At 67.7% G+C, this 22,260-nt stretch carries 20 protein-coding genes; 7 read left to right on the top strand and 13 right to left on the bottom strand.

What is annotated here, in order from left to right; genetic code table 11:
• Window positions 1–96: 96 nt before the first annotated feature.
• The 5 genes from coaD to ACFVJ3_RS00640 all read right to left on the bottom strand — a co-directional run bounded on the left by coaD (window position 97) and on the right by ACFVJ3_RS00640 (window position 8,672).
• Window positions 97–591: a pantetheine-phosphate adenylyltransferase gene (coaD, locus tag ACFVJ3_RS00660; protein WP_073359143.1), complete on the bottom strand. Its 495-nt coding sequence runs from the start codon at window positions 589–591 to the stop codon at window positions 97–99.
• On the bottom strand, window positions 588–1,154 hold the full coding sequence (gene rsmD / locus ACFVJ3_RS00655) for a 16S rRNA (guanine(966)-N(2))-methyltransferase RsmD (RefSeq protein ID WP_378450212.1): 567 nt from the start codon (window positions 1,152–1,154) through the stop codon (window positions 588–590). The genes coaD and rsmD overlap by 4 nt, the downstream gene beginning before the upstream one ends.
• Window positions 1,151–4,555: a pyruvate carboxylase gene (locus ACFVJ3_RS00650; protein WP_378450211.1), complete on the bottom strand. Its 3,405-nt coding sequence runs from the start codon at window positions 4,553–4,555 to the stop codon at window positions 1,151–1,153. The genes rsmD and ACFVJ3_RS00650 overlap by 4 nt, the downstream gene beginning before the upstream one ends.
• Before the next feature lie 155 nt (window positions 4,556–4,710).
• Complete coding sequence (gene recG, locus ACFVJ3_RS00645; protein WP_378450210.1) at window positions 4,711–6,969, bottom strand: ATP-dependent DNA helicase RecG; 2,259 nt, start codon at window positions 6,967–6,969, stop codon at window positions 4,711–4,713.
• Window positions 6,970–6,977: 8 nt separating this feature from the next.
• A complete protein-coding gene (locus ACFVJ3_RS00640; protein ID WP_378450399.1) occupies window positions 6,978–8,672 on the bottom strand; it encodes a DAK2 domain-containing protein in 1,695 nt (564 codons plus the stop codon).
• 236 nt (window positions 8,673–8,908) lie between these two features.
• Here ACFVJ3_RS00640 and rpmB point away from each other — a divergent pair, with 236 nt between their 5' ends.
• Both rpmB and ACFVJ3_RS00630 read left to right on the top strand, forming a co-directional pair.
• Window positions 8,909–9,100, top strand: coding sequence for a 50S ribosomal protein L28 (rpmB, locus tag ACFVJ3_RS00635; RefSeq protein ID WP_005240429.1), 192 nt, complete (start codon window positions 8,909–8,911; stop codon window positions 9,098–9,100).
• 149 nt (window positions 9,101–9,249) lie between these two features.
• Window positions 9,250–10,038 carry an enoyl-CoA hydratase/isomerase family protein gene (locus ACFVJ3_RS00630; protein ID WP_378450209.1) on the top strand — a complete coding sequence of 263 codons (789 nt, stop codon included), beginning with the start codon at window positions 9,250–9,252 and terminating at the stop codon, window positions 10,036–10,038.
• Window positions 10,039–10,099: 61 nt separating this feature from the next.
• Here the strand turns inward: ACFVJ3_RS00630 and ACFVJ3_RS00625 are convergent, their stop codons facing one another.
• From ACFVJ3_RS00625 to ACFVJ3_RS00615, 3 genes are read right to left on the bottom strand one after another with little or no spacing between them, the layout of a single operon-like run.
• Window positions 10,100–10,777, bottom strand: a complete 678-nt coding sequence (locus ACFVJ3_RS00625; protein WP_378450398.1) for a uracil-DNA glycosylase — start codon at window positions 10,775–10,777, stop codon at window positions 10,100–10,102.
• On the bottom strand, window positions 10,774–11,295 hold the full coding sequence (locus tag ACFVJ3_RS00620) for a gamma carbonic anhydrase family protein (RefSeq protein WP_073359150.1): 522 nt from the start codon (window positions 11,293–11,295) through the stop codon (window positions 10,774–10,776). The genes ACFVJ3_RS00625 and ACFVJ3_RS00620 overlap by 4 nt, the downstream gene beginning before the upstream one ends.
• A 9-nt stretch (window positions 11,296–11,304) precedes the next feature.
• Window positions 11,305–12,216, bottom strand: a complete 912-nt coding sequence (locus tag ACFVJ3_RS00615) for a thiamine-phosphate kinase (protein WP_378450208.1) — start codon at window positions 12,214–12,216, stop codon at window positions 11,305–11,307.
• Between the two features lie 247 nt (window positions 12,217–12,463).
• Here ACFVJ3_RS00615 and ACFVJ3_RS00610 point away from each other — a divergent pair, with 247 nt between their 5' ends.
• Together ACFVJ3_RS00610 and ACFVJ3_RS00605 are read left to right on the top strand one after the other, a co-directional pair.
• Window positions 12,464–12,697, top strand: coding sequence for an Lrp/AsnC ligand binding domain-containing protein (locus tag ACFVJ3_RS00610; RefSeq protein WP_005240420.1), 234 nt, complete (start codon window positions 12,464–12,466; stop codon window positions 12,695–12,697).
• Window positions 12,698–12,699: 2 nt separating this feature from the next.
• The gene (locus ACFVJ3_RS00605; protein ID WP_378450207.1) at window positions 12,700–13,296 is read left to right on the top strand and encodes a DUF3515 domain-containing protein; all 597 of its coding nucleotides are present in this window, start codon (window positions 12,700–12,702) and stop codon (window positions 13,294–13,296) included.
• Between the two features lie 20 nt (window positions 13,297–13,316).
• On the opposite strand, the gene ACFVJ3_RS00600 is transcribed toward ACFVJ3_RS00605, so the two are convergent.
• The 3 genes from ACFVJ3_RS00600 to ACFVJ3_RS00590 form a co-directional block, all read right to left on the bottom strand.
• Entirely contained in the window at window positions 13,317–14,423 is a 1,107-nt protein-coding gene (locus ACFVJ3_RS00600; protein ID WP_378450206.1) for a D-alanine--D-alanine ligase family protein, read from the bottom strand.
• A gap of 92 nt (window positions 14,424–14,515) precedes the next feature.
• Complete coding sequence (locus tag ACFVJ3_RS00595; RefSeq protein ID WP_378450205.1) at window positions 14,516–15,640, bottom strand: cystathionine gamma-lyase; 1,125 nt, start codon at window positions 15,638–15,640, stop codon at window positions 14,516–14,518.
• Between the two features lie 4 nt (window positions 15,641–15,644).
• On the bottom strand, window positions 15,645–16,643 hold the full coding sequence (locus ACFVJ3_RS00590; protein WP_378450204.1) for an NAD(P)H-dependent glycerol-3-phosphate dehydrogenase: 999 nt from the start codon (window positions 16,641–16,643) through the stop codon (window positions 15,645–15,647).
• Between the two features lie 149 nt (window positions 16,644–16,792).
• Here ACFVJ3_RS00590 and cofC point away from each other — a divergent pair, with 149 nt between their 5' ends.
• The 3 genes from cofC to ACFVJ3_RS00575 all read left to right on the top strand — a co-directional run bounded on the left by cofC (window position 16,793) and on the right by ACFVJ3_RS00575 (window position 20,758).
• Window positions 16,793–17,515: a 2-phospho-L-lactate guanylyltransferase gene (gene cofC, locus ACFVJ3_RS00585; protein ID WP_378450203.1), complete on the top strand. Its 723-nt coding sequence runs from the start codon at window positions 16,793–16,795 to the stop codon at window positions 17,513–17,515.
• A 68-nt stretch (window positions 17,516–17,583) separates the two neighbouring features.
• Window positions 17,584–19,788: an RNA degradosome polyphosphate kinase gene (locus ACFVJ3_RS00580; RefSeq protein WP_378450202.1), complete on the top strand. Its 2,205-nt coding sequence runs from the start codon at window positions 17,584–17,586 to the stop codon at window positions 19,786–19,788.
• 34 nt (window positions 19,789–19,822) lie between these two features.
• A complete protein-coding gene (locus tag ACFVJ3_RS00575) occupies window positions 19,823–20,758 on the top strand; it encodes an NUDIX domain-containing protein (protein WP_378450201.1) in 936 nt (311 codons plus the stop codon).
• Window positions 20,759–20,860: 102 nt separating this feature from the next.
• Here ACFVJ3_RS00575 and ACFVJ3_RS00570 read toward each other — a convergent pair whose 3' ends face one another.
• Together ACFVJ3_RS00570 and leuD are read right to left on the bottom strand one after the other, a co-directional pair.
• Window positions 20,861–21,466 carry an HU family DNA-binding protein gene (locus ACFVJ3_RS00570; RefSeq protein ID WP_378450200.1) on the bottom strand — a complete coding sequence of 202 codons (606 nt, stop codon included), beginning with the start codon at window positions 21,464–21,466 and terminating at the stop codon, window positions 20,861–20,863.
• A 158-nt stretch (window positions 21,467–21,624) separates the two neighbouring features.
• Complete coding sequence (gene leuD / locus ACFVJ3_RS00565) at window positions 21,625–22,233, bottom strand: 3-isopropylmalate dehydratase small subunit (protein ID WP_037245463.1); 609 nt, start codon at window positions 22,231–22,233, stop codon at window positions 21,625–21,627.
• Between the last annotated feature and the right edge of the window lie 27 nt (window positions 22,234–22,260).

Below are 22,260 nucleotides of genomic sequence, written 5' to 3'. Positions count from 1 at the left end.
TCATCCATGACCCTCAGCAGGTCGGCGCAGCCGTCTTCGTGCAAGTCTGCCCGACCGGACGCCGCGGGTGTGTCGTGGCAGCCGGTGTGTCGGGTATCAGCTGCTCTCGGCGGCGCGCTCGGCGATCCTCGCGAGAAGACGGGCGTGCACCTTCTCGGGCAGCATGTCGGAAACGTCGCCACCGAACGTGGCCACTTCCTTCACGAGCGAACTCGACAGGTAGCTGTAGGTGGGGTTGGTCGGGATGAAGAGGGTGTCGACGCCACTGAGCTTCTGGTTCATCTGCGCCATCTGCAGCTCGTAGTCGAAGTCGTTGGCGCCGCGCAGGCCCTTGACGATCGCTGTGATCCCTTGCTGCTTGGCGTAATCCACCAGAAGACCGTGCCAGGAGGACACCCGCACGTTGGGCAGCTCACTGGTCGAGTCTTCGAGCATCTCGATGCGCTCGTCGACGGTGAACAGGCCACGCTTGCTCTTGTTGACCATGACCGTCACGATGACCTCGTCGAACTGCGCGGCAGCTCTGCCGATCACGTCAAGGTGGCCATTGGTCACGGGGTCGAAGGATCCGGGGCAGACAGCGCCAGTCATGAGTCCAGACCGTAGCAGGTCGCCAATTCGATTCTCGCCTCGCCGTACTTCTTCGCCTTGACGGGCGCGAAGCCTTCGGGCCAGGCCGTCTCGGGTGCCCTCGACGACCGCTCGAGCACCACGATCGAGCCGTCGCCCACCCAGCCGTTGACCCGCAGGTGGCCGAGCACCGTCTGCACCGCCGCGTCGTCGACGGCGTACGGCGGATCTGCCATCACCAGGTCGTACGGCCGGTCGGCGGTGCCCGCGACCACCGCGGCCACTGGAGCGCCACGCACTTCCGCGCCCGGCAGACCGACCGTCGTCACGTTGTGCTTGATGATGCCCGCCGCTTTCGAGTCGGACTCGACGAGGACGACGCGGTCCGCACCCCGGGAGAGCGCCTCCAGGCCGAGCGCCCCCGATCCCGCGTAGAGGTCGAGGACGGACGCGCCCTCGAGGTCCATCCGGCTGTGCAGGGCGCTGAACAATGCCTCGCGGACCCGGTCCGAGGTGGGCCGGGTCCCGCTCGGCGGGACCCGCAGGCGTCGACCGCCCGCGAGTCCCGCGATGATCCGAGTCACTCGCTCGCGGACTCCCCCGTCGACACGACGGCGAGGAGGTCGCCGCCCTCCACCTGCTGGACCGATCCGATCGCCAGCCGGGAGACCGTGCCACCGCGGGGTGCGGTGATGGCCGCTTCCATCTTCATGGCCTCGATGGTCGCGATCGTGTCGCCGGCAGCGATGTGCTGGCCCTCGGTCACAGCGAGGGTCACCACACCGGCGAACGGCGCCGGAACGTGGCCGGGGTTGTTCTTGTCGGCCTTCTCCGCGGCCGGGAGCTCACTGGAGATGGACCGGTCGCGCACCGACACCGGACGCAGCTGCCCGTTGAGGATGCACATGACGGTGCGGTATCCACGCTCGTCGGGTTCGGAGATGGCCTCGAGCCCGATGATCAGCTCGACACCCTGTGCGAGGCGGACCCGGTGCTCGTCGCCGCGGCGCAGGCCGTAGAAGAACTGGTTCGCCGAGAGCTGCGAGGTGTCGCCGTACTTGTCCCGGTGCTCGAGGAATTCCTTCGTCGGGCCGGGGAACAGCAGCCGGTTGAGCGTCGCGCGGCGTTCGGTGGACGTGCCGGAGAGGGCTTTCTCGTCGTCCGCGGACAGAGCCACCTCGGGCTTCGCTTCGCCGCGCCCTTCGAGTGCCCGGGTGCGGAACGGTTCGGGCCAGCCGCCGGGCGGGGTGCCCAGTTCGCCGCGCAGGAACCCGACCACCGAATCGGGGATGTCGAACTTCGCCGGGTTCTCCTTGAATTCCTCGGTGGACGCACCGGATCCGACGAGGTGCAGGGCGAGGTCGCCGACCACCTTCGACGACGGGGTGACCTTCACGAGGCGGCCGAGCATGCGGTCGGCGGCCGCGTACTTGGCCTCGACCTCCTCGAACTTGTCGCCGAGACCGAGAGCGACGGCCTGGGTGCGCAGGTTCGACAGCTGACCGCCCGGGATCTCGTGCGTGTAGACGCGTCCGGTCGGGGCCGGCAGACCGGACTCGAACGGCTTGTAGACCTTGCGCAGCGCCTCCCAGTACGGCTCGAGGTCGCACACGGCCTGCAAGTCCAGGCCGGTGTCGTACTCGGAGTGCGCGGCCGCCGCCACGATCGCCGACAACGCAGGCTGACTGGTCGTGCCCGCCAGCGCGGCCGAGGCCCCGTCGACCGCGTCCGCGCCTGCGTGCCACGCGGCCAGGTAGGTCGCGAGCTGACCACCCGGGGTGTCGTGGGTATGCACGTGCACGGGCAGGTCGAAGTTCTTGCGCAGCGCCGTCACCAGGGTGGTGGCGGCTGGGGCGCGAAGCAGTCCGGCCATGTCCTTGATCGCGATGATGTGCGCACCGGCGTCGACGATCTCCTCCGCCAGGCGCAGGTAGTAGTCGAGGGTGTACAGCTTCTCGTTCGGGTTCGACAGGTCGCCGGTGTAGGACAGGGCGACCTCGGCGAGGGCGGTGCCGGTCTCGCGGACGGCGTCGATGGCCGGCCGCATCTGGTCGACGTTGTTGAGGGCGTCGAAGATGCGGAAGATGTCGATGCCGCTGTTCGTGGCTTCCTCGACGAACGCCCGCGTCACCTTCTCCGGGTACGGGGTGTACCCGACGGTGTTCCGACCACGCAGCAGCATCTGCAGGCAGATGTTCGGCACGGCCTCCCGCAGCGCCGACAGCCGGTACCAGGGGTCCTCGTGCAGGAACCGCAGCGCCACGTCGTAGGTGGCACCGCCCCACGCCTCGATGGACAGCAGTTCCGGGGTCAGCCGGGCGACGTGTCCGGCGACGTCGAGCAGACCGCTGGTGCGCACCCGGGTCGCGAGCAGCGACTGGTGGGCGTCGCGGAACGTGGTCTCGGTGACGGCGAGGGCCTTCTGCTCCCGCAGTGCCCTGGCGAACCCTTCGGGACCGAGGGCGAGGAGCTTCTGGCGGCTGCCGTCCGGCGGCGGGGTGGACAGGTCGATCTGGGGCAGCTTGTCGCGCGGGTACACCGCCGACGGCCGCTCGCCGTGCGGCTTGTTCACCGTCACGTCGGCGAGGTAGGTGAGGATCTTCGTGCCACGGTCGGCGGAGCTGCGCAGCGTGAGCAGCTCGGGGCGCTCCTCGATGAACGAGGTGGTGACCCGGCCGGCCTTGAAATCGGGGTCGTCGAGCACTGCCTGCAGGAACGGGATGTTCGTCGAGACCCCGCGGATGCGGAACTCGGTGACCGCGCGGCGGGCCCGGGCGACGGCGGTCTCGAAGTCGCGGCCCCGGCATGTGAGCTTGACGAGCATCGAATCGAAGTACGCGGAAACCTCCGCCCCGACCGACGTCCCGCCATCGAGGCGGATACCGGCACCACCCGGGGTGCGGTAGCCGGTGATCCGACCGGTGTCCGGACGGAATCCGTTGGCCGGGTCCTCGGTGGTGATGCGGCACTGCAGCGCCGCACCGCGCAGCGTGATCTTGTCCTGGCTCAGACCCAGATCCGCGAGGGTCTCCCCCGACGCGATCCGCAGCTGCGACTGCACGAGATCGACATCCGTCACCTCTTCGGTGACGGTGTGCTCGACCTGGATGCGGGGGTTCATCTCGATGAAGACGTGGTTGCCGCGGGTGTCGAGGAGGAATTCGACGGTGCCCGCACAGGAGTAGTTGATCTCCTTCGCGAACGCCACCGCGTCCGCGCAGATCTTCGCCCGCAGCTCCTCCGACAGGTTCGGTGCAGGCGCGAGCTCGATCACCTTCTGGTGACGACGCTGCAGCGAGCAGTCCCGCTCGAACAGGTGGATGACGTTGCCCTGACCGTCGGCCAGGATCTGGACCTCGATGTGCCGCGGGTCGACGACGGCCTGCTCGAGGAACACCGTCGGGTCACCGAACGCCGACTCTGCCTCACGCGCGGCGGCCTCGATGGACTCCTTGAGCTGAGCCCGCTCCGCGACGCGCCGCATGCCGCGGCCACCACCACCGGCGACGGCCTTCACGAACAGCGGGAACTGCATGGACTCGGCCGCGGCCAGCAGCTCGTCCACATCGGCAGACGGCTCCGACGACGCCAGCACCGGCAGACCGGCGGCCTTCGCCGCGGCAATCGCGCGTGCCTTGTTGCCGGTGAGCTCGAGCACCTCGGCGGAGGGACCCACGAACGTGATGCCCGCCTCGGCGCACGCGGCGGCGAGATCCGGGTTCTCGGAAAGGAAGCCGTAGCCGGGGTAGATGGCGTCGGCGCCTGCCTGCTTGGCCGCGGAGACGATCTCGTCGACGGAGAGGTACGCCCGAACCGGGTGTCCCTCCTCGCCGATCTGATAACTCTCATCAGCCTTCAGACGGTGGATCGAGTTCCGATCCTCATACGGGAACACCGCAACTGTTCCAGCACCTAGTTCGTAGGCGGCACGGAAAGCGCGGATCGCAATTTCGCCACGGTTGGCGACCAGGACTTTGGAGAACATTGGAGCAAACTACCCCGCCGCGGACGGCCGCGGAGAAATGGCATCCCACATTGCAAGATCCTCCACAAACTTCACAAAGACCCCCCTGACGTGTGCGAATTCTGCAACAGACCTGAAACAGACGAGCAAAGATTTACGTGAAGCGAAGTAAGTTCTCACGTTTTCTCCAAGTATTCGATGCGGTCGGCGTCGAGCGCCGACGTCACCATCGCCGACAATCCGGGATGGTTTTCCAAGCGCGGATCGTCCGCGATCACCGAACGCGCGAACTCGGACGCCGCGGCGATGACGTCCTCGTGGCCGAGCAGCGACAACAGTCTCAGCGTGGACGTCGTGCCCGACTGCGCCGCACCGAGAATGTCGCCCTCGCGGCGGGTGGCGAGGTCGAGTTGAGCGAGTTCGAAACCGTCGTTGGTCGACGCCACGTTCGACAATCGCTCGTAGGCGGGGCCGCCGGGGTTCATCTCCGTGACGAGAATGCACAGGCCCTGGTGCTTGCCACGGCCGACGCGTCCGCGCAGCTGGTGCAGCTGACTCACCCCGAAACGATCCGCGTCGACGATCACCATGATCGTCGCGTTCGGGACGTCGACGCCGACCTCGACGACCGTGGTGCACACGAGGACGTCGATGTCGCCGGCCGTGAAGTCGCGCATCACCGCGTCCTTCTCGTCCGAGGGAAGCCGGCCGTGCAGCAGCCCCACCCGCAGGTCGGGCAAGATGCTGTCGCTCAACTCCTCGAACACCTCGACGGCGGATTTCGTCTCGGGCGCCTTCTCGTCGAACGCCTCCTCACCGTCGCCCTTCTCGCCGTCGCCGATGCGCGAGCACACGACGTACGCCTGCCGCCCCTCGGCCACGTCCTCGCGGATCCGTTCCCACGCGCGCGCGACCCACTGCGGCTTCTGGGACGCGGGTACCACACTGCTCTTGATCGGTGACCGGCCCTTCGGCAGCTGGCGCAGCGTCGACACCTCGAGATCGCCGAGCACTGTCATCGCGATGGTGCGGGGAATCGGCGTCGCCGTCATCACCAGCAGATGCGGGCTCAGACCCTCCCGCGCCCTCGACCGCAGCCGGTCGCGCTGCTCGACACCGAACCGGTGCTGCTCGTCGACCACCACCATCCCGAGGTTGAAGAATTCGACGTTGTCCTGGATGAGGGCGTGCGTGCCGATGACGATCCCGGCGTCGCCGGTGATCGCCTCGTTCAGAGCCGCGCGTTTGGCGGCGACCGGCATCGACCCCGTCAGCAGCGCCACCCGCGTGGCCTTCTCGTGGGCACCGAGTTCCCCGGCGGTCGCGAGGGAGCCGAGCATCGCCCGCAGCGATCGGGCGTGCTGCGTCGCGAGCACCTCGGTCGGAGCGAGCAGGGCGCACTGGTAGCCGCCGTCGACCACCTGGAGCATGGCGCGCAGGGCCACGATCGTCTTGCCCGAACCCACCTCACCCTGCAGCAGCCTGCTCATCGGGTGCGGCTGCGCCAGATCGGCGGAGATCTCGTCGGCGACCGTGTGCTGACCATCGGTGAGCTGGAACGGAAGCATGCTCTCGAACACGTCGGCGATCCCGCCGGGCACAGGCGGGCACTCGGGCGCGAGCCGTTCGGCGTTGTCGTGGCGGCGACGGGCGAGAACCAGTTGCAGCGCGGTCGCCTCGTCGAACCGCAGACGGTCGTGGGCGTTCTCCACGTCCTCGCGGGTGTCGGGCAGGTGCACTGACCGCAGGGCTTCGTCGAGACCGATCAGGTCGCGTTCGGCCCGGATGTTCTCCGGCAGGGGGTCGTCGACGTGATCGAGCTGATCCAGGATCTGACGGACGCACTTCATGATCGTCCAGCTCTCGACGTCCCGCGTGGCGGGATACAGCGGGATCAGCGCCCGGTCGAACACGGACATGTCGACCCCCGCACCGGCTTCCTGCGACGCCCGGGCGATGCCCGCGAGATCCCCGGCACCGCGGATCCGGGCGACGTTCACCACGGGGTCCTCGCTGCCCGCGCGCGGCTCGGGGAGGATGAGGTAGCTCGGGTGGGTGAGGCTCCACTTCTGGCGGAAGTATTTGACCGTTCCCGAGAACATCGCGCGCACACCGGGCTTGATCACGTGCTTGACCTTCTGCGGGCTGAAGAAGGTGACGTCCACGTTCTGGGTGTCGGTCGACAGGACCACCTTGAGCATGCTGCCCGGCCGGTTCTTCATCTTCACGACGGCCGCAGACGTGACCCGGGCGATGATCGTGATGTGCTCGCCCTCCGGCGGGTCCTTCTCCGCGAGCTCACGGCCCTGCGAGGCGTACCGGTGCGGGTAGTGCCGCAGCAGGTCCTCGACCGTGCGGATGTCGAACGCCGCCTCGAGCGCGTCGGCGGTCTTCTTCCCCAGCAGATGATCGAGCCGGTCGGACAGTGTGGCCATCGAATTCCTCATTCCACCCCGAGTTGCAACAGATCTCCAGGTTGTCCACCGTGGTAGATCATCACCTCGACGCCGGGGTGCCGCTGCGAGATGTGATCGGCCAGTTCCGTGTCGAGCCCCTCCGGCGCCTCCGAGCCCATCAGGAGCGTCACCAGTTCGCCACCCGCGCCGAGGACGAGGTCCACGAGCCGCCGTCCGGCCGCGACCGCGTCCGGTTCGATGACGATCACCTCGTGACCCATCAGTCCGATGCCGTCCCCCGGTTCGCACGTACCCACGTAGGTGAGGGCCCGTTCCCGGGCGATACGCAGCGATCCCCAGCGGGTGGCGGCCGCGGCCTCCGACATCGCGAAGGCGTCGTCCACCGCCTCACGCTCGGGGTCGTGCACCGCCAGGGACGCGAGTCCCTGCACCATCGCGGACGTTGCGAGCAGCAGGACCTCGTGCCGGGCGTCCCTTGCCGCGGCACTGACCGCGACGAGTTCCTGGGCCGTCAGCGCGCCGTTGGGGAGGACGAGCACCTCGGTGCGTCCCATCTGCCTGATGATGCCGAGGAGCTGGGCGCGGGTGACGGGGGCGTCGTCGCATCGGAGGACTGTCGCGCCCTCGCTCGCGAACAGTTCGGCGGCGCCGTCTCCGGCCACGACGGCGACGATTCCCCGCTCCCCCTGATCCGGCCGGGTCCGGACCGGTGGCACCAGCCACCCCTGGTCCCGCGCGTCCACGAGGAAGCTGCTGACCCGGATTCCGTGGATGCGTCCCGCCGCGAGTCCGGCCTCCACGGCGGCGCCCGCGTCCGTGCAGTGCACGTGCACCGACCAGCCTCCGCCACCGTCGCCGACGATCACGATCGAGTCCCCGAGGGCGTTCAGCGTGGTGCGCAACTCCGCCATGCGGTCGTCGTCGGACTGCGCGACCAGGTACATCACCTCGAAGTCCTGATCCGAGCCGTCTTCGCAGTCGGGTCCGGGCCCCGGATGCGCGTGCGTGCCCTGCGACGCGGGCGGCGCGGAAACGGGGCCGGGCTGTGCGCGATGCGTGGACGGTGTGCGGCGCGGAACGTGGAGCGCGATTGGTGCGCGATCCGGCGGCGCGCCCGTCACGGCTGTGACGAGAGCGTCGAGGATCACCACGAGGCCGAGCCCTCCCGCATCGACGACGCCCGCGGTGCCGAGCACGTCGAGTTGCGACGGTGTCCTGGTCAGCGCGGACGCCGCCGCATCCGCGGCTGCGCGTGCCGTGATTGCGATCGGCGCCTCGTCCGGAAACTCCGCCGCCGCGTCGGCGGCGCAGCGCAGCACGGTGACGATGGTCCCCTCCACCAGGTAGCTCACCGCGTCCGTCACCAGATTGGTGGCCATCAGCAGGCCGGTTCGGACCGTCCGGGTGTCGACGGCGGAGGTGACCGCGGCTTCCGCGACCCCTCGCAGCACCTGCGACAGGATCACCCCGGAGTTCCCGCGCGCGCCGGCGACCGCGCCCCGCGCCAGGGCGATGGCCACCTGCCGGACGTCCTTGGTGCCGCCGTCGCTGCCCGCGTACTCGTCGATCGCACCCAGCGCCGCACGCATCGTGAACAGCAGATTGGTGCCCGTGTCGGAGTCCGGGATCGGAAAGACGTTGAGGCTGTTGATCTCCTCGCACCGCTTTTCCAGACCCGCGACGGCGGTCCGCGCCCACGATTCGAGGACTCGACCGTCCATCGGGAGCTCAGGGGCCACTGTCGTCCTCTCCGGCCAGGGGAATGGGAAGGTGCCGTCAGACTAGTCGGGGGACGATGATCGGGCCCGCGGTCCGAGCCCTTCGGGACCGGGTTTGGCCAATCCGCACGCGAGCGGCTACTCTTGCACAGTTGCCTCGTAAAGGGCGCGCTTGCTGTGTCCTGTCTCCACGAAACCAGCAAATTTCACAGTTCACTATCTTGAAGGAGTTCGCGACTATGGCTGCCGTCTGCGACGTATGCGCCAAGGGGCCCGGCTTCGGTAAGTCGGTCTCGCACTCGCACCGGCGTACCAACCGTCGCTGGAACCCGAACATTCAGACTGTTCGTGCCGAGGTTGCCCCCGGAAACACCCGGAAGGTCAACGTCTGCACCTCCTGCCTGAAGGCTGGAAAGGTTGCTCGGGGCTGACCCGACGCTGCGTGCGATGTCACTGCGCCCCCGACACTTCGGTGTCGGGGGCGCAGTTCTTTTTGTGTCGCCACACCTGTCCGATTCGGCATCGTCGCAGCGCATCGGGGCACGTCGGACACCGGCAGGGGCCCACGTAAGGTGCAACGGTGACTTCTCTCGATGGACTCAGCAAAGTACAGCTCGAAGACGGCGTCCTGCGCATCACGATCGCGACGGCGGAGAACGGCACCTCGCTGGACGGCGAGGGCATGGTGCAGGGTGCCCGAGCACTCGAAGCGGTCGGTGACCGCATCGGCAGCGTCCTTCTCGTCGGGGAGGGCCCGAACTTCTGCGCGGGCGGCAACGTCCACGCCTTCGCGTCCGCACCGGTGCGAAGCGAATACGTCGCCGAGGTAGCCCGCGTGTTCCACGAATTCGTTCGTGCGCTCGACGCCGTGACCGTTCCGGTGATCGCCGGTGTTCACGGGTGGGCGGCGGGCGCCGGTATGAGCCTCGTGTGCCTCACGGACGTCGCCATCGGCGGCCCGGGCACCAAGCTGCGTCCGGCCTACCCTTCCATCGGCTTCACCCCGGACGGCGGCATGTCCTGGACCCTCCCGCGCATCGTCGGCGACGCCCGCGCGCGCGAGATCCTGATCACCGACGCCGTTCTCAGCGGTGACGAAGCCGTCCGCCTGGGCATCCTCAGCCGCCTCGTCGGCGACGACGTCGTCCAGGACGAGGCGCTTCGGCTCGCCCGCACCCTCGCCGCCGGCCCGACGCCGTCCTTCTCGGGGATCAAGACGCTCATGCGCGACTCGCGATATCGCACGCTCGCCGAGCAACTCGACGCGGAGGCCGCGTCGATCGCCACCGCGGCCGACAGCCCGGTGGGACGCGAGGGCGTCGACGCCTTCGTCGAGAAGCGGCGTGCCGATTTCTCGTCTGTGCAGTGAAGCGGTGTGCCGATTTCTCGTCTGTGCGGTAGAGGAGCGTGCCGCCTTCTCGGGCCACCGATTACGGCAGCTGCCAGTTCACCGGCTCGGCGCCCAGGCTGTCGAGGAGTTCGTTCGCACGACTGAACGGCCGCGAACCGAAGAATCCGCGCGACGCGGACAACGGTGACGGGTGGGCCGACTCGATCGTCGGCACGTCGCCGAGCATCGGTTTCAACGTGGACGCGTCCCGGCCCCACAGAATTGCGACGAGGGGTTCGGGGCGCGCCACGAGAGCGCGAATCGCCTGCTCGGTTACCGCCTCCCAGCCCTTCTTCCGGTGCGAGGCCGGAAGTCCGGGCTGCACGGTGAGAACCCTGTTCAGCAGAAGCACTCCCTGACGTGACCACGGGGTGAGGTCGCCGGTGGTGGGCGTCTCGTAGCCGAGATCCTTGCTGTACTCGGTAAAGATGTTGCCGAGGCTGCGCGGCACCGGGCGCACGTCGGGAGCGACCGAGAAACTGAGACCGACCGCGTGACCGGGTGTGGGGTATGGGTCCTGACCCACGATCAGGACCTTGACCTCGGAGAACGGGTGGGTGAACGCCCTCAGGACGTTCTCCCCGGCGGGGAGGTACTCACGCCCGTCGGCGATTTCCGCGCGCAGGAACTCGCCCATCTCCGTGATCCGCCCGGACACCGGTTCGAGTGCGTCTGCCCAGCCGGCCTCGACGAGGTCCGACAGCGGCGCCGCCATCAGTCGAGCCTGCGCAGCGAGTCGCGGTAGTAGGCCGCGTTCGCGGCGTACATCTTCACGTTCATCTCGAGGTGCCCCTCGGGAACCTCGTAGCCCTGCCGGATCTTCGCGGGGACGCCGAGTGCCATGCTCCGCGGCGGAACCTCGAACTTGAACGGAACGACGGCGCCGGCTCCGACGACCGAACCGGCACCGATGACCGAACCGTTGAGCACGATCGAACCGGACGCGATCAGGCAGTGGTCGCCGATCGTGGATCCCTCGATGTGCGCCGCGTGACCGACGACGCACCCCGCGCCGATGACGGTGGGGTCGATCATCGTGCAATGGATCACGGTGCCGTCCTGGATGTTCGTGTCGGCGCCGACGGTGATGGTGCCGTAGTCGGCGCGGAGCACGGCCTGCGGCCACACCGAGGTGCCTGCCGCCAGGGTCACGTTCCCGATCACCACGGCGTCGGGATGGACGTAGGCGTCCGGATGGATGTCGGGTTCGCGGTCCCCGAGCGCGTAGATAGCCATGCGTGCAACCTATACCGCGAAACTCTGCCAGCCGCCGGCCCCCGGCCAGGTCTCGCCGTCGACCGAGATGCCGGACCCGTCGTGCACCGTGCCGATCCCGGTCCACCCCGCCGGGAGCGGGACGTCGGCAGGAAAGGTGGCGGCGAAACCGTGGTCCTCTCCCCCGGTGAGCACCCATTCCCAGTGGTCGGCGCCGAGAACCTTGGCCGCCGACACCAGTTCGGGTGAGACGGCCATTTCGGATCGGGTGAGGGACATTCCGACGCCGGAGGCGTCGCAGATGTGACCGATATCGGCGAGGAGCCCGTCGGAGATGTCGGTCATCGCATGGGCGCCCCCGTCCGCGGCGGCCCAGGCGGCGGAATACGGCGGAGTCGGGACACGATGCGCGGCGAGAAGGTCCGGGAACTCCGAGGAGCCGCCGAGCAGCAGCGCGAGACCGGCCGCCGACCGGCCGAGTTCCCCGGCCACCGCGACGACGTCGCCCGGCCGCGCGCCCGATCGCCGGATCGGGCTCCTGCCACCCAGATCACCGAGGACGGTGACGGAAATCACGACCTGCCCGGCCTGCACGAGATCACCGCCCACGACGCCGGCCCCGAGTTCCTCGGCGCTCTCCCCGATTGCCGCCGAGATGCCGTCCGCCACGTCGATCGACGTGTCCGGCGGCAGGCCGAGGGAGACCAGGAAGGCCGTGGGCCGCGCACCCATCGCCGCGACGTCGGCCGCATTCTGTGCCACCGCCTTGCGGCCCACGTCGCGCGGAGACGACCAGTCGAGCCGAAAGTGCCTGTCCTGCACCAGCATGTCGGCGGACACCGCCACCCGTCCGTCGTCCGCCCGGACGAGGGCGGCGTCGTCTCCGGGGCCGATCAGCGTGGACGGGGGCTGCACCCGGCCCTCCACCGCCCGGCCGATCACGGCGAACTCGCCGACGTCGGCGACGGTGAGGGGCGGGTTCGGGTCCGGGGAATCCGTCGGTGTGATGGTGTGCCTCCAGTGTCGGGTGGCCCGCGCAGCGGCTGTGCGTCCAGTCGACGGAATGTACGACTGCGGTACCTTCTAGCTGTTGCCGGGACTTCTCGGCACGTGACCGATCAGCGCGCCGAAGCACCCGCGACTCTACCGAGATCCATGCGGCGCGGAGCAGGGAAGGGCCGGAGCGAGAGTGCAAGCGTTCATCCTGATCCAGACCGAAGTCGGCAAGGCTGCGGCGATCGCGACCGAGATCGCGAAGATCACCGGAGTCCGGACCGCCGAGGACGTGGTCGGACCGTACGACGTCATCGTGCGGGTGTCCGCTGACGACGTCGCCCCCGTCGTCAAGGAGATCCGTCAGGTCTCCGGCATCACCCGAACCCTCACCTGTGACGTCCCCGAAAAGTCTGCGAACAAGAACTGAGCATGTCCGACCTCGAACCCGAACAGAGCACACCCGCCGGCACCTCCGACCCGGTTCCCGCGGAGCGACGGAATCCCGCACTCATCGCGACGGCCGTGGCGCTTCCCGTCGCCCTGGTCATCGGCATCGTCGTCGCGGCGGTGTTCGCCGGGCGGAACCCGGTGAAGGAACCCGTGTCGCTGGGCCCCGTGCCCGCGCCCGCATCCGGCTCCGCGGAGTGCGCCACCCTGATGGCGGGCCTCCCCGACGCGCTGGGCGACTACACGCGCGCCGAACTCACCGAACCCGCACCCGAGGCGACCGCCGCGTGGCAGCCGGCCGAGGGCGAACCACTCGTCCTGCGTTGCGGTCTGGACCGTCCCGCGGAGTTCGATCAGGCTTCGCCGTTGCAGGTGATCGACGGAGTTCAGTGGCTCGAGATCTCGGGTGCGAGCGCCGGAATCGACGCGAGCAGCTATTTCGCCGTCGACCGCGGCGTGTACATCGGACTCACGGTTCCCACCGGGGTGGGACCGACGCCGCTTCAGGACATTTCCGGCGCGGTGTCGCAGGCGTTGCCGCAGAAACCCCTCGATCCGGCGCCAGTGGCGAATCCCTGAGCGCCGGGCCGGCAGTTTCTCTAGCGCAGGCCGATGCCGCGCGCGAGGGCGGTGTCGACCAGGGTCGAGACGAGGGTGCCGTAGTCGACACCCACTGCACCCCACATGCGCGGGTACATCGAGATCGACGTGAATCCCGGCATCGTGTTGATCTCGTTGATCACTGGGCCGTCCTCGGTCACGAAGAAATCGACCCGCGCGAGGCCCTGGCAGTCGAGTGCGGAGAACGCGCGCACCGCGAGTTCGCGGATCTCTTCGCTGACCGAGTCGTCGAGTTTGGCGGGCACGTCGAACTCGCACACGTCGTCGAGGTATTTACTGTCGAAGTCGTAGAACGCCTCGTCGTCGCCTGCGCCTTCCGGCATCCGGATCTCGGCGATGACGCTGGCCCGCACGTCGCCGTCCGGGAACTCGAGGACACCGCACTCGACCTCGCGGCCGACGATCCCCGATTCGACGATCACCTTGGGGTCGTGCAGACGCGCGTGGGCGATGGCGTCGTCGAGCGCGGCCCACTCGGCCACCCGGGTGATACCGATCGACGATCCGCCGCGGGCCGGCTTCACGAACACCGGGAGGTGGAGGCGGGACTTCTGTTCGTCGGTCAGCGTGGCGGTGCCCGGACGCAGGACGACCTGGAACCCGATGGGCAAGCCTTCCGCGGCGAGCAGCTTCTTCGTGAATTCCTTGTCCATGCCGGCGGCGCTGGCGAGCACGCCCGGACCGACGTACGGGACACCCGCGAGTTCGAGCAGGCCCTGGATCGTGCCGTCCTCGCCGTAGGCGCCGTGCAGGACGGGGAAGACGACGTCGACCGAGGCCAGGATCTTGCCCGCTTCGCCGTCGTCGAGGGCGACGAGGTCGCCGGACCGGGTCGGGTCGGCGGTGAGGGCCAGTGCGGACCCGTCGGCATCGACGCTGGGGAGAGCCCGGCCGCGAATGGACAGCGTCTCGGGGTCGGTGGAGCCGAGGACCCACGAGCCCTCGGTGGTGATGCCGATCGGCACCACCTCGTACCGTTCCGGGTCGAGGTTCCTCAGGACGCTTCCGGCCGACACACAGGACACGGAATGCTCGTTGCTGCGGCCACCGAAGATGACGGCTACCCGGGTACGCGATTTACTCACGACACAAACCGTACCGTCGCCTCGACACGCTCACCGCACCCACCTCTCCTCATATTTCCTTCGCCGACCTCACGACACGTCGGGCCCCGCACTCACAATGCGGACAGGGCTCGCTCGAGATCGGCGACGAGGTCTTCGGTGTCCTCGATTCCACACGAAATCCGCACGAACCCGTCGGGCACGGGGTCACCCCACCTGGCCCGACGGTCGGCGCTGGTGTGGATGCCGCCGAAGCTCGTCGCAGGCACGAGGAGCTCGCTTCCGGCCACGAGTCGGTGGAACTGTTCGGCGGAGTCCACCTCGAAGCTCACCAGCCCGCCGAATCGACGCATCTGGCCGGCGGCGACGGCGTGCGCAGGATCACCGGGCAGACCCGGGTACCGGACGCGGTGGGCCGCCGGGTGCGACTCGAGCAGGACCGCGAGGGCCAGGGCGTTGGCGCATTGACGCTCGAATCGCAGACCGGCCGTCCCGAGGCTCCGGTGGGCGAGCCACGTCTCGAACGGGCCCAGCACCGTGCCCGACAGGGCCCTCTCGCGTTCCATCCCGGCCAGGAAGTCGGCGTCCGACGCGGCGATGTATCCCATGAGGAGATCGCTGTGACCGCTCAAAGTCTTTGTGCCGCTGGCGACTACCACGTCAGCACCGAGTTCGAGCGGTTGCTGGCCGAGTGGGGTGGCGGTCGTGTTGTCCACCACGAGAACGGCGCCCGCGTTCGCGCACTGCACGGACACGGCGCGCAGATCCACCACGTCGAGGGACGGATTGGCCGGAGTCTCGGCCACCACCACCGTCGTCCCCTCGGCGGAGGCCAGCAGCGCGGCGGCCGCCTCGCCGGCCATTTCGGCGGTCCTCAGCTCGTGCACGGTGATGCCCATCGGCTCCAGACGCTCCCGCGCGTATGCGCGCACCTGGTAGTAACCGTCGGACGGAACGATCACGGTGTCACCGGCGGTGAGCAGACTCCTCAGCACGACGGTGACCGCCGACATCCCGGAGCCGACGACGAGCGCGCCCGCGGCGCCCTCGAGCGTCGCCAGCGCCGATTCGAGATCACGCCAGCCGGGATTGGAAGCGCGCGCGTAGGTGTCGGACTCGGTTCCCTCGTCCGCGCTCAACTGATACGGCGCCGCGAAAACCGGGCCCCTCTGCATCGGCGAGCCGGGAACATTTTCTGCGGCAACGGCTTTGACGCAGCGGGTGGAATCACCACTCACGAGCTCACTCCGGCTTCGTGCGGCGGCCGAGCAGCTGGCCGATCGCGTCCTGCACCACGAGGCCCTCGTGGCACACCCGGTGCACGGCATCGGTCAGCGGCATCTCGACGTCGTAACTGGCAGCGAGAGCCCGCACGGAGGAGCACGATTTCACGCCCTCGGCGACCTGACCGTGAGTGGCCGCCTGGGCACTCTCGATCGAACCACCCTGCCCGAGGCGTTCACCGAAGGACCGATTGCGCGACAGGGGCGACGTGCACGTCGCAACCAGATCGCCCACTCCCGCGAGACCCGCGAGGGTGGCGGGTTTCGCACCGAGCGCTACTCCCAGCCGGATGATCTCGGCGAGACCGCGGGTGATGATGCTCGCAATCGTGTTCTCTCCCAAGCCGATTCCCGATGCCATACCGCAGGCGAGGGCGATGACATTCTTGCAGGCGCCGCCGATCTCACACCCGATGACGTCCGAATTCGTGTACGGACGGAAGTATCCGGTGGCCGAGGCCTTCTGCAGTGCCAGTGCCCGCGTCGAATCCGTGCACGCGACGACCGTCGCGGCCGGCTGACCGATCGCGATCTCCCGGGCCAGATTGGGCCCGGACAGGACGGCGACACGCCCCGGGTCTGCGCCGGTGACCTGGATGATCACCTGACTCATCCGCATCAGGGTGCCGGTCTCGATGCCCTTGGCGAGGCTCAGCATGGTGGCATCCTCGGGGATCATCGGACTCCAGACCTGCAAATTGTCGCGCAGAGACTGCGACGGCACCGCGAGGACGACGATGTCGGCGCCGTCGAGTGCGGCCCGCGCGTCGTCGGTGGCGGTCAACGACGGAGGCAGGGCGATGCCCGGCAGGTAGTCCGCGTTCTCGTGCCGCGACACGATCGATTCGGCGACCTCACCCCGTCGCGCCCACATGGTGACATCGGTCCCGGCGTCGGCCAGGACCTTCGCAAACGCAGTCCCCCATGAACCCGCTCCCAGTACCGCAGCCTTGCTCACACAGCCCCCTCGTCGTTCGTTACCCGATGCGTCGCCCACAGTATTGCCGATGCCGAGGTCGAGCGCCGCCCCGCTACCGAACTCGTTCGCTGCTCAGCCACGACCGGGCGTCCGGAGCACCACCCCGCGCGGACTGGCAAGATATCCGCATGAGCACAGCGACCCGATCCGTGGCGCCGCGCGCGCACGTACTCGTCGCGGTGAAGGAACTCCACGCGGCCAAGACCCGGCTGTCGGGTGTCTTCGACACGGCCGACCGCACCGGACTGGTCCTGTCGATGCTGCGCGACACCCTGGCCGTCGTCAGCGACGTCGCTACGGTCGTCGGTGTCACCGTGGTGACACCGGACCCCGCGGTGGCGCGGCTCGCACGCAGTGTCGGCGCCCACGTCTACGCCGACCCCGCACCCGTTTCGGCCGAGGATCGGCCGGACGAGGGCGGCACCGAGCACAGTCTCAATGCGGCGCTGTCGGCGGCAGCTGAGCACGTCCGCCGCAACGAGCGCGGAGTCGACGTCGTCGCACTGCAGGCCGACCTTCCGTCTCTTCGCGGAGGCGAATTCGGTGAAGCACTCGCCGCGGCGAGGACCGGCGGCAGGTCGGTGGTCGTCGATCATCACGGCACCGGAACCGCCGCACTGTTCTCCTGCGACCCGGAACTTCCGCTCGATCCCCGGTTCGGACCCGGATCGGCGAAGCGGCATCTCGAATCCGGGGCGCGTCCCCTCGACGGGCACTGGCCGGGTCTGCGAACCGACGTCGACACCGCCGACGATCTCGATGCCGCGCAGGCACTCGGCGTCGGACCTGCGACGCGTGCCGCACTCGATGCTCTCGAACACACCGTCCCCTCGCGCTGCGGAAACGAGTAGGCCGCGCACGCCGTGTGAATTTGCCCCATCGATTGTCCGCGGCCGAATTCTCGAGGGATGATCGTGGGGTGAGTAACCGAGAAGCACTCGACCAGCAGACCGACGTCGACGGAAAGAACGGAACCCGCGAAGACATCGTGACGGCGAATCCCACGAGCGTTCCGATGGCGCCACCCGCTGCGACGAGTGCCCTCACGAGCGCGCTGACCGACGGACTCCCCGAAGATCGTTACCTGAACCGCGAACTCAGTTGGCTCGATTTCAATGCCCGGGTCCTCGCCCTCGCCGAGGACACGTCGCTGCCGTTGCTCGAGCGCGCCAAGTTCCTCGCCATTTTCGCGTCCAATCTGGACGAGTTCTTCATGGTCCGCGTCGCCGGACTCAAGCGCCGTGACGAGACCGGGCTGTCCGTGCGGTCCGCCGACGGCCTCTCCCCCCGCGAACAGCTCTCGCTGATCGCGACCCGGACCCAGGAGATCTCGGAGAAGGCCGCGCGCGTCTTCCTCGACTCCGTTCGTCCTGCGCTTGCCGCCGAAGGGATCTCCATCATCGGATGGGACGATCTCACCGACGACGACCGCGAGCGACTGTCGGTGCATTTCCAGGACCAGATCTTCCCCGTGCTCACTCCGCTCGCCGTCGACCACGCCCACCCGTTCCCGTACATCAGCGGGCTGAGTCTCAACCTCGCGGTGACGGTGAAGGATGCGGTCACGGGTGGCGAACACTTTGCGAGGGTCAAGGTTCCGGACAACGTGGGCCGGTTCGTCCGCGTCCGCCGCAACGAGACACCCTCCTCCATCGACGCGTTCCTGCCCCTGGAAGATCTGATCTCCGCTCACCTCGACATGCTGTTCCCGGGCATGGAGATCGTGGAGCACCATGCATTCCGGATCACGCGCAACGCCGATTTCGAGGTCGAGGAAGACCGCGACGAAGATCTTCTGCAGGCGCTCGAGCGTGAGTTGGCCCGCCGCCGCTTCGGTTCACCGGTGCGGCTCGAGGTCGCGGACGACATGACCGAGCACATGCTCGAACTTCTCCTGCGCGAACTCGACGTCGATCCCGGCGACGTCATCCAGGTGCCCGGGCTGCTGGATCTGTCGTGCCTCTGGCAGGTGTACGCGGTCGACCGGCCCGCCCTCAAGGACGCACCGTTCGTGCCGGCAACGCATCCGGCATTCGGCGAGAGGGAAACGCCCAAGAGCGTCTTCTCCACCCTCCGCGACGGCGACGTCCTGGTCCACCACCCGTACGACTCGTTCTCCACGAGCGTCCAGCGCTTCATCGAACAGGCTGCGGCCGACCCCCAGGTTCTGGCGATCAAGCAGACGCTCTACCGCACTTCGGGCGACTCCCCCATCGTCGACGCGTTGATCACCGCCGCCGAGGCGGGCAAACAGGTTGTGGCACTGGTCGAGATCAAGGCGCGATTCGACGAGCAGGCGAACATCAAGTGGGCCCGCAAGCTCGAACACGCGGGTGTGCACGTGGTGTACGGGCTGGTCGGGCTCAAGACCCACTGCAAGACGTGCCTCGTCGTCCGTCGCGAAGGGTCCACCATCCGGCGTTACTGCCACATCGGTACCGGCAACTACAACCCGAAGACCGCTCGGCTGTACGAAGACATCGGCCTGCTCACCGCTGCACCTGAGATCGGCGCAGACCTCACCGACCTGTTCAATTCCCTCACCGGCTACTCGCGGAAGACGCAGTACCGCAACCTCCTCGTCGCGCCGTACGGTGTGCGCCGGGGAATCATCGAGCGGATCGACGGTGAGATCGCGCACAAGCTGCGGGGCGAGAACGCCGGAATTCTTCTGAAGGCCAACGCCTTGGTCGACGAACAGGTGATCGACTCGCTCTATCGCGCATCCAAGGCCGGTGTCCCCGTCGAGATCGTCGTGCGTGGCATCTGCGCCCTCAAGCCCGGAGTTCCCGGCTTGAGTGAGAACATCCACGTCCGGTCGATTCTCGGACGATTCCTCGAGCATTCCCGGCTCTTCCATTTTCGCGGGGCCGACGAGTTCTGGATCGGCAGCGCAGACATGATGCACCGCAACCTCGACCGACGTGTCGAGGTCATGGCGCAGGTGAAAGATCCTCGACTCACTGCTCAGATAGGCGAGATCGTCGATTCCGCGCTCGATCCCGTCACGCGGTGCTGGGTGCTCGGGCCTGACGGCCGGTGGGTTCCGTCGCCGGCCCACGGCGAGGAGGTTCGCGACCACCAGGAGGCGATGATGCGCAAACGAATGGGCACCGGATCCTGATCGCGGCGAGCGCGCGGCAAAAGGAAGGAAATCGGTGAGCAGTTCACCCGGCAAACCGGTCAAAGCCAATATCTTCGCTGCCGGGGCAGTGCTGTGGCGAAAGTCTCCCGGTAATCCCGACGAGATCGAGATCGCGCTCATTCACCGGCCCAAATATGAGGACTGGTCATTTCCCAAGGGAAAGCTCGACCCCGGTGAGACCGCCGTGGTGGCCGCACTGCGTGAGGTGGAAGAAGAGACGGGTATTCGCGGGCGCCTCGGCAGGCATCTCGGCGCGTTGACATATCCGATTCCGGGCCACCGCCGATTGAAACGAGTCGAATACTGGGCAGCGGAAGCCCGCGCCGGTGAATTCGTCTCCAACAGTGAAGTGGACGAGATGCGGTGGCTTCCCGTATCCGAGGTGGCCGACCAGCTGTCGTATCCCATGGATCGCAAGATGCTCCGTCGATTCACGGCCCAGCCGCCCGACACCGCGACCGTGCTGCTGGTCCGGCACGCCAAGGCTGGAAGCCGGAAACGCTACAAGGGCGACGACACCACCCGGCCCTTGGATGCGAACGGCCGACTTCAGGCCGAAGCGCTCGTCGCGCAGCTCGCGGCGTTCGGGGCCACCGACATCACGTCGGCCGACCGGACGCGCTGCACACAGACGGTCGAGCCGCTGGCACGCGCGGTGGACACGACCGTCCGGTTGGATCCGCTGCTGTCCGAGGAGAGTTACACCGCCGACCCGGTTGCCACCCGCACGCGGGTCCGCAAGATCGCCGCTCTCGGCGGAGTTCAGGTGATCTGCAGTCAGGGTGGCGTCATTCCCGATCTGCTCGACTGGTGGGCGGAGATCGACGGCATCACACTTCCACCGGCACGGAACAGGAAGGCGAGCACCTGGGTGCTCTCGCTGTCCGGTGGCAAACTCATCGCCGCGGACCACATCGACAGTCCGCTGCCTCCCACTCGGAAGGACTGAGCCCCACCGGCCGGAGTTCCCCGGGAGGCAGGAGAACACAGACAGGCGCCAACCCCCAGGGTCGGCGCCTGTCTGTGTTCGGGCAGTCCCGTGTGCGCTGTATTACTTGGCGCGCTTCGCGGGAGCCTTCTTTGCTGCGGTCTTCTTGGCGGCCGTGGTCTTGGCCGGAGCCTTCTTGGCTGCAGTCTTCTTGGCTGCAGTCTTGGCCGGAGCCACCTTCTTCGCCACGGTCTTCTTCGCGGCCGCGGTCTTGGCCGGAGCCACCTTCTTGGCTGCAGTCTTCTTGGCAGCCGCGGTCTTGGCGGGAGCTGCCTTCTTGGCTGCGGTCTTCTTGGCAGCCGTCTTCTTTGCAGCAGCCTTCTTGGCGGCAGCCTTGGTGGCGGGCGCCGCTGCGCCGCGCTTGACTGCCGGACCGGTGGCCGGAAGCTTCTGGCCGCCAGCGATAACCGCCTTGAACTGAGCGCCCGGACGGAACGCCGGCACCGACGTCGGCTTGACCTTGACGGTCTCACCCGTGCGCGGGTTACGTGCGACACGGGCCGCGCGACGACGCTGCTCGAAGACACCGAAACCGGTGATGGTCACGCTGTCGCCGCGGTGCACTGCCCGGACGATCGTGTCCACGACATGCTCGACAGCTTCCGTTGCCGTGCGCCTGTCGGTGCCCAGTTTCTCGGTCAGAACATCGATGAGCTCTGCCTTATTCATTGAAATTCCTCCGCGAACTAATGGTCCATCATCGGACCGACTACGAACTACGGTAAACCTGAATACCGCAGGAGTCTATGTGCCACGCCAATTCTCATACAACGCGGCACCATTCTCAGGAACTTATTATCTGGGAGACAGGGCTCCGATTCCGACTTTCAGTCGGCCGGAGTGGGCTCCGGAAGTGTCGCAGGTTTCCAAGAAGGCCTTGACTTTTCAAACTCGGAAATGGCTTCTACCTGCCGTAATGTCAATCCGATGTCATCCAGACCCTCGATCAGACGCCACCGCGTGTAGTCATCAATCGCAAAGGGCACCACGGTGGTTCCGGCCGTCACAGTCTTGTTCTCGAGGTCGACAATCAATTCGAGACCGGGTTGCTCGTCGAGCAACTTCCAGAGCAGTTCGACATCCGACTGGGCCACCTGAGCGGCCAGCAGACCGGCCTTGCCGGCGTTGCCCCGGAAGATGTCGGCGAAGCGAGACGCGATCACGACCCGAAATCCGAAGTCGGATAGCGCCCACACGGCGTGCTCCCGGGAGGAGCCCGTGCCGAAATCGGGCCCGGCCACCAGAACGCTGCCCTTGTCGTACGGAGCGACGTTCAGAACGAAGTCCGGATCGTTCCGCCACGCGGCGAACAGACCGTCCTCGAAACCGGTGCGGGTCACTCGTTTCAGGTACACCGCCGGAATGATCTGGTCCGTGTCCACGTTGGATCGCCGCAGCGGAACGCCGATACCTTTGTGTGTGCTAAAGGATTCCATCGAAAAATCTCCTAAATTCCTTGGGTC

Origin of the sequence: Rhodococcus sp. NPDC127593, from assembly GCF_042671975.1 — a bacterium.
Classification (GTDB): domain Bacteria; phylum Actinomycetota; class Actinomycetes; order Mycobacteriales; family Mycobacteriaceae; genus Rhodococcus_F.
The sequence above is the reverse complement of the archived record's forward strand: the minus strand, read 5'-3'. Positions and strand labels throughout refer to the sequence as shown.

What these genes read in the sequence shown, in the direction of transcription:
- coaD (WP_073359143.1), bottom strand. Translation starts at nt 591, where the DNA reads ATGACTGGCGCTGTCTGCCCCGGATCCTTCGACCCCGTGACCAATGGC.
- ACFVJ3_RS00650 (WP_378450211.1), bottom strand. Translation starts at nt 4,555, where the DNA reads ATGTTCTCCAAAGTCCTGGTCGCCAACCGTGGCGAAATTGCGATCCGC.
- recG (WP_378450210.1), bottom strand. Translation starts at nt 6,969, where the DNA reads ATGGCCACACTGTCCGACCGGCTCGATCATCTGCTGGGGAAGAAGACC.
- ACFVJ3_RS00640 (WP_378450399.1), bottom strand. Translation starts at nt 8,672, where the DNA reads ATGGACGGTCGAGTCCTCGAATCGTGGGCGCGGACCGCCGTCGCGGGT.
- ACFVJ3_RS00570 (WP_378450200.1), bottom strand. Translation starts at nt 21,466, where the DNA reads ATGAATAAGGCAGAGCTCATCGATGTTCTGACCGAGAAACTGGGCACC.
- rpmB (WP_005240429.1), top strand. Translation starts at nt 8,909, where the DNA reads ATGGCTGCCGTCTGCGACGTATGCGCCAAGGGGCCCGGCTTCGGTAAG.
- leuD (WP_037245463.1), bottom strand. Translation starts at nt 22,233, where the DNA reads ATGGAATCCTTTAGCACACACAAAGGTATCGGCGTTCCGCTGCGGCGA.
- cofC (WP_378450203.1), top strand. Translation starts at nt 16,793, where the DNA reads ATGAGCACAGCGACCCGATCCGTGGCGCCGCGCGCGCACGTACTCGTC.
- ACFVJ3_RS00620 (WP_073359150.1), bottom strand. Translation starts at nt 11,295, where the DNA reads ATGGCTATCTACGCGCTCGGGGACCGCGAACCCGACATCCATCCGGAC.
- ACFVJ3_RS00605 (WP_378450207.1), top strand. Translation starts at nt 12,700, where the DNA reads ATGTCCGACCTCGAACCCGAACAGAGCACACCCGCCGGCACCTCCGAC.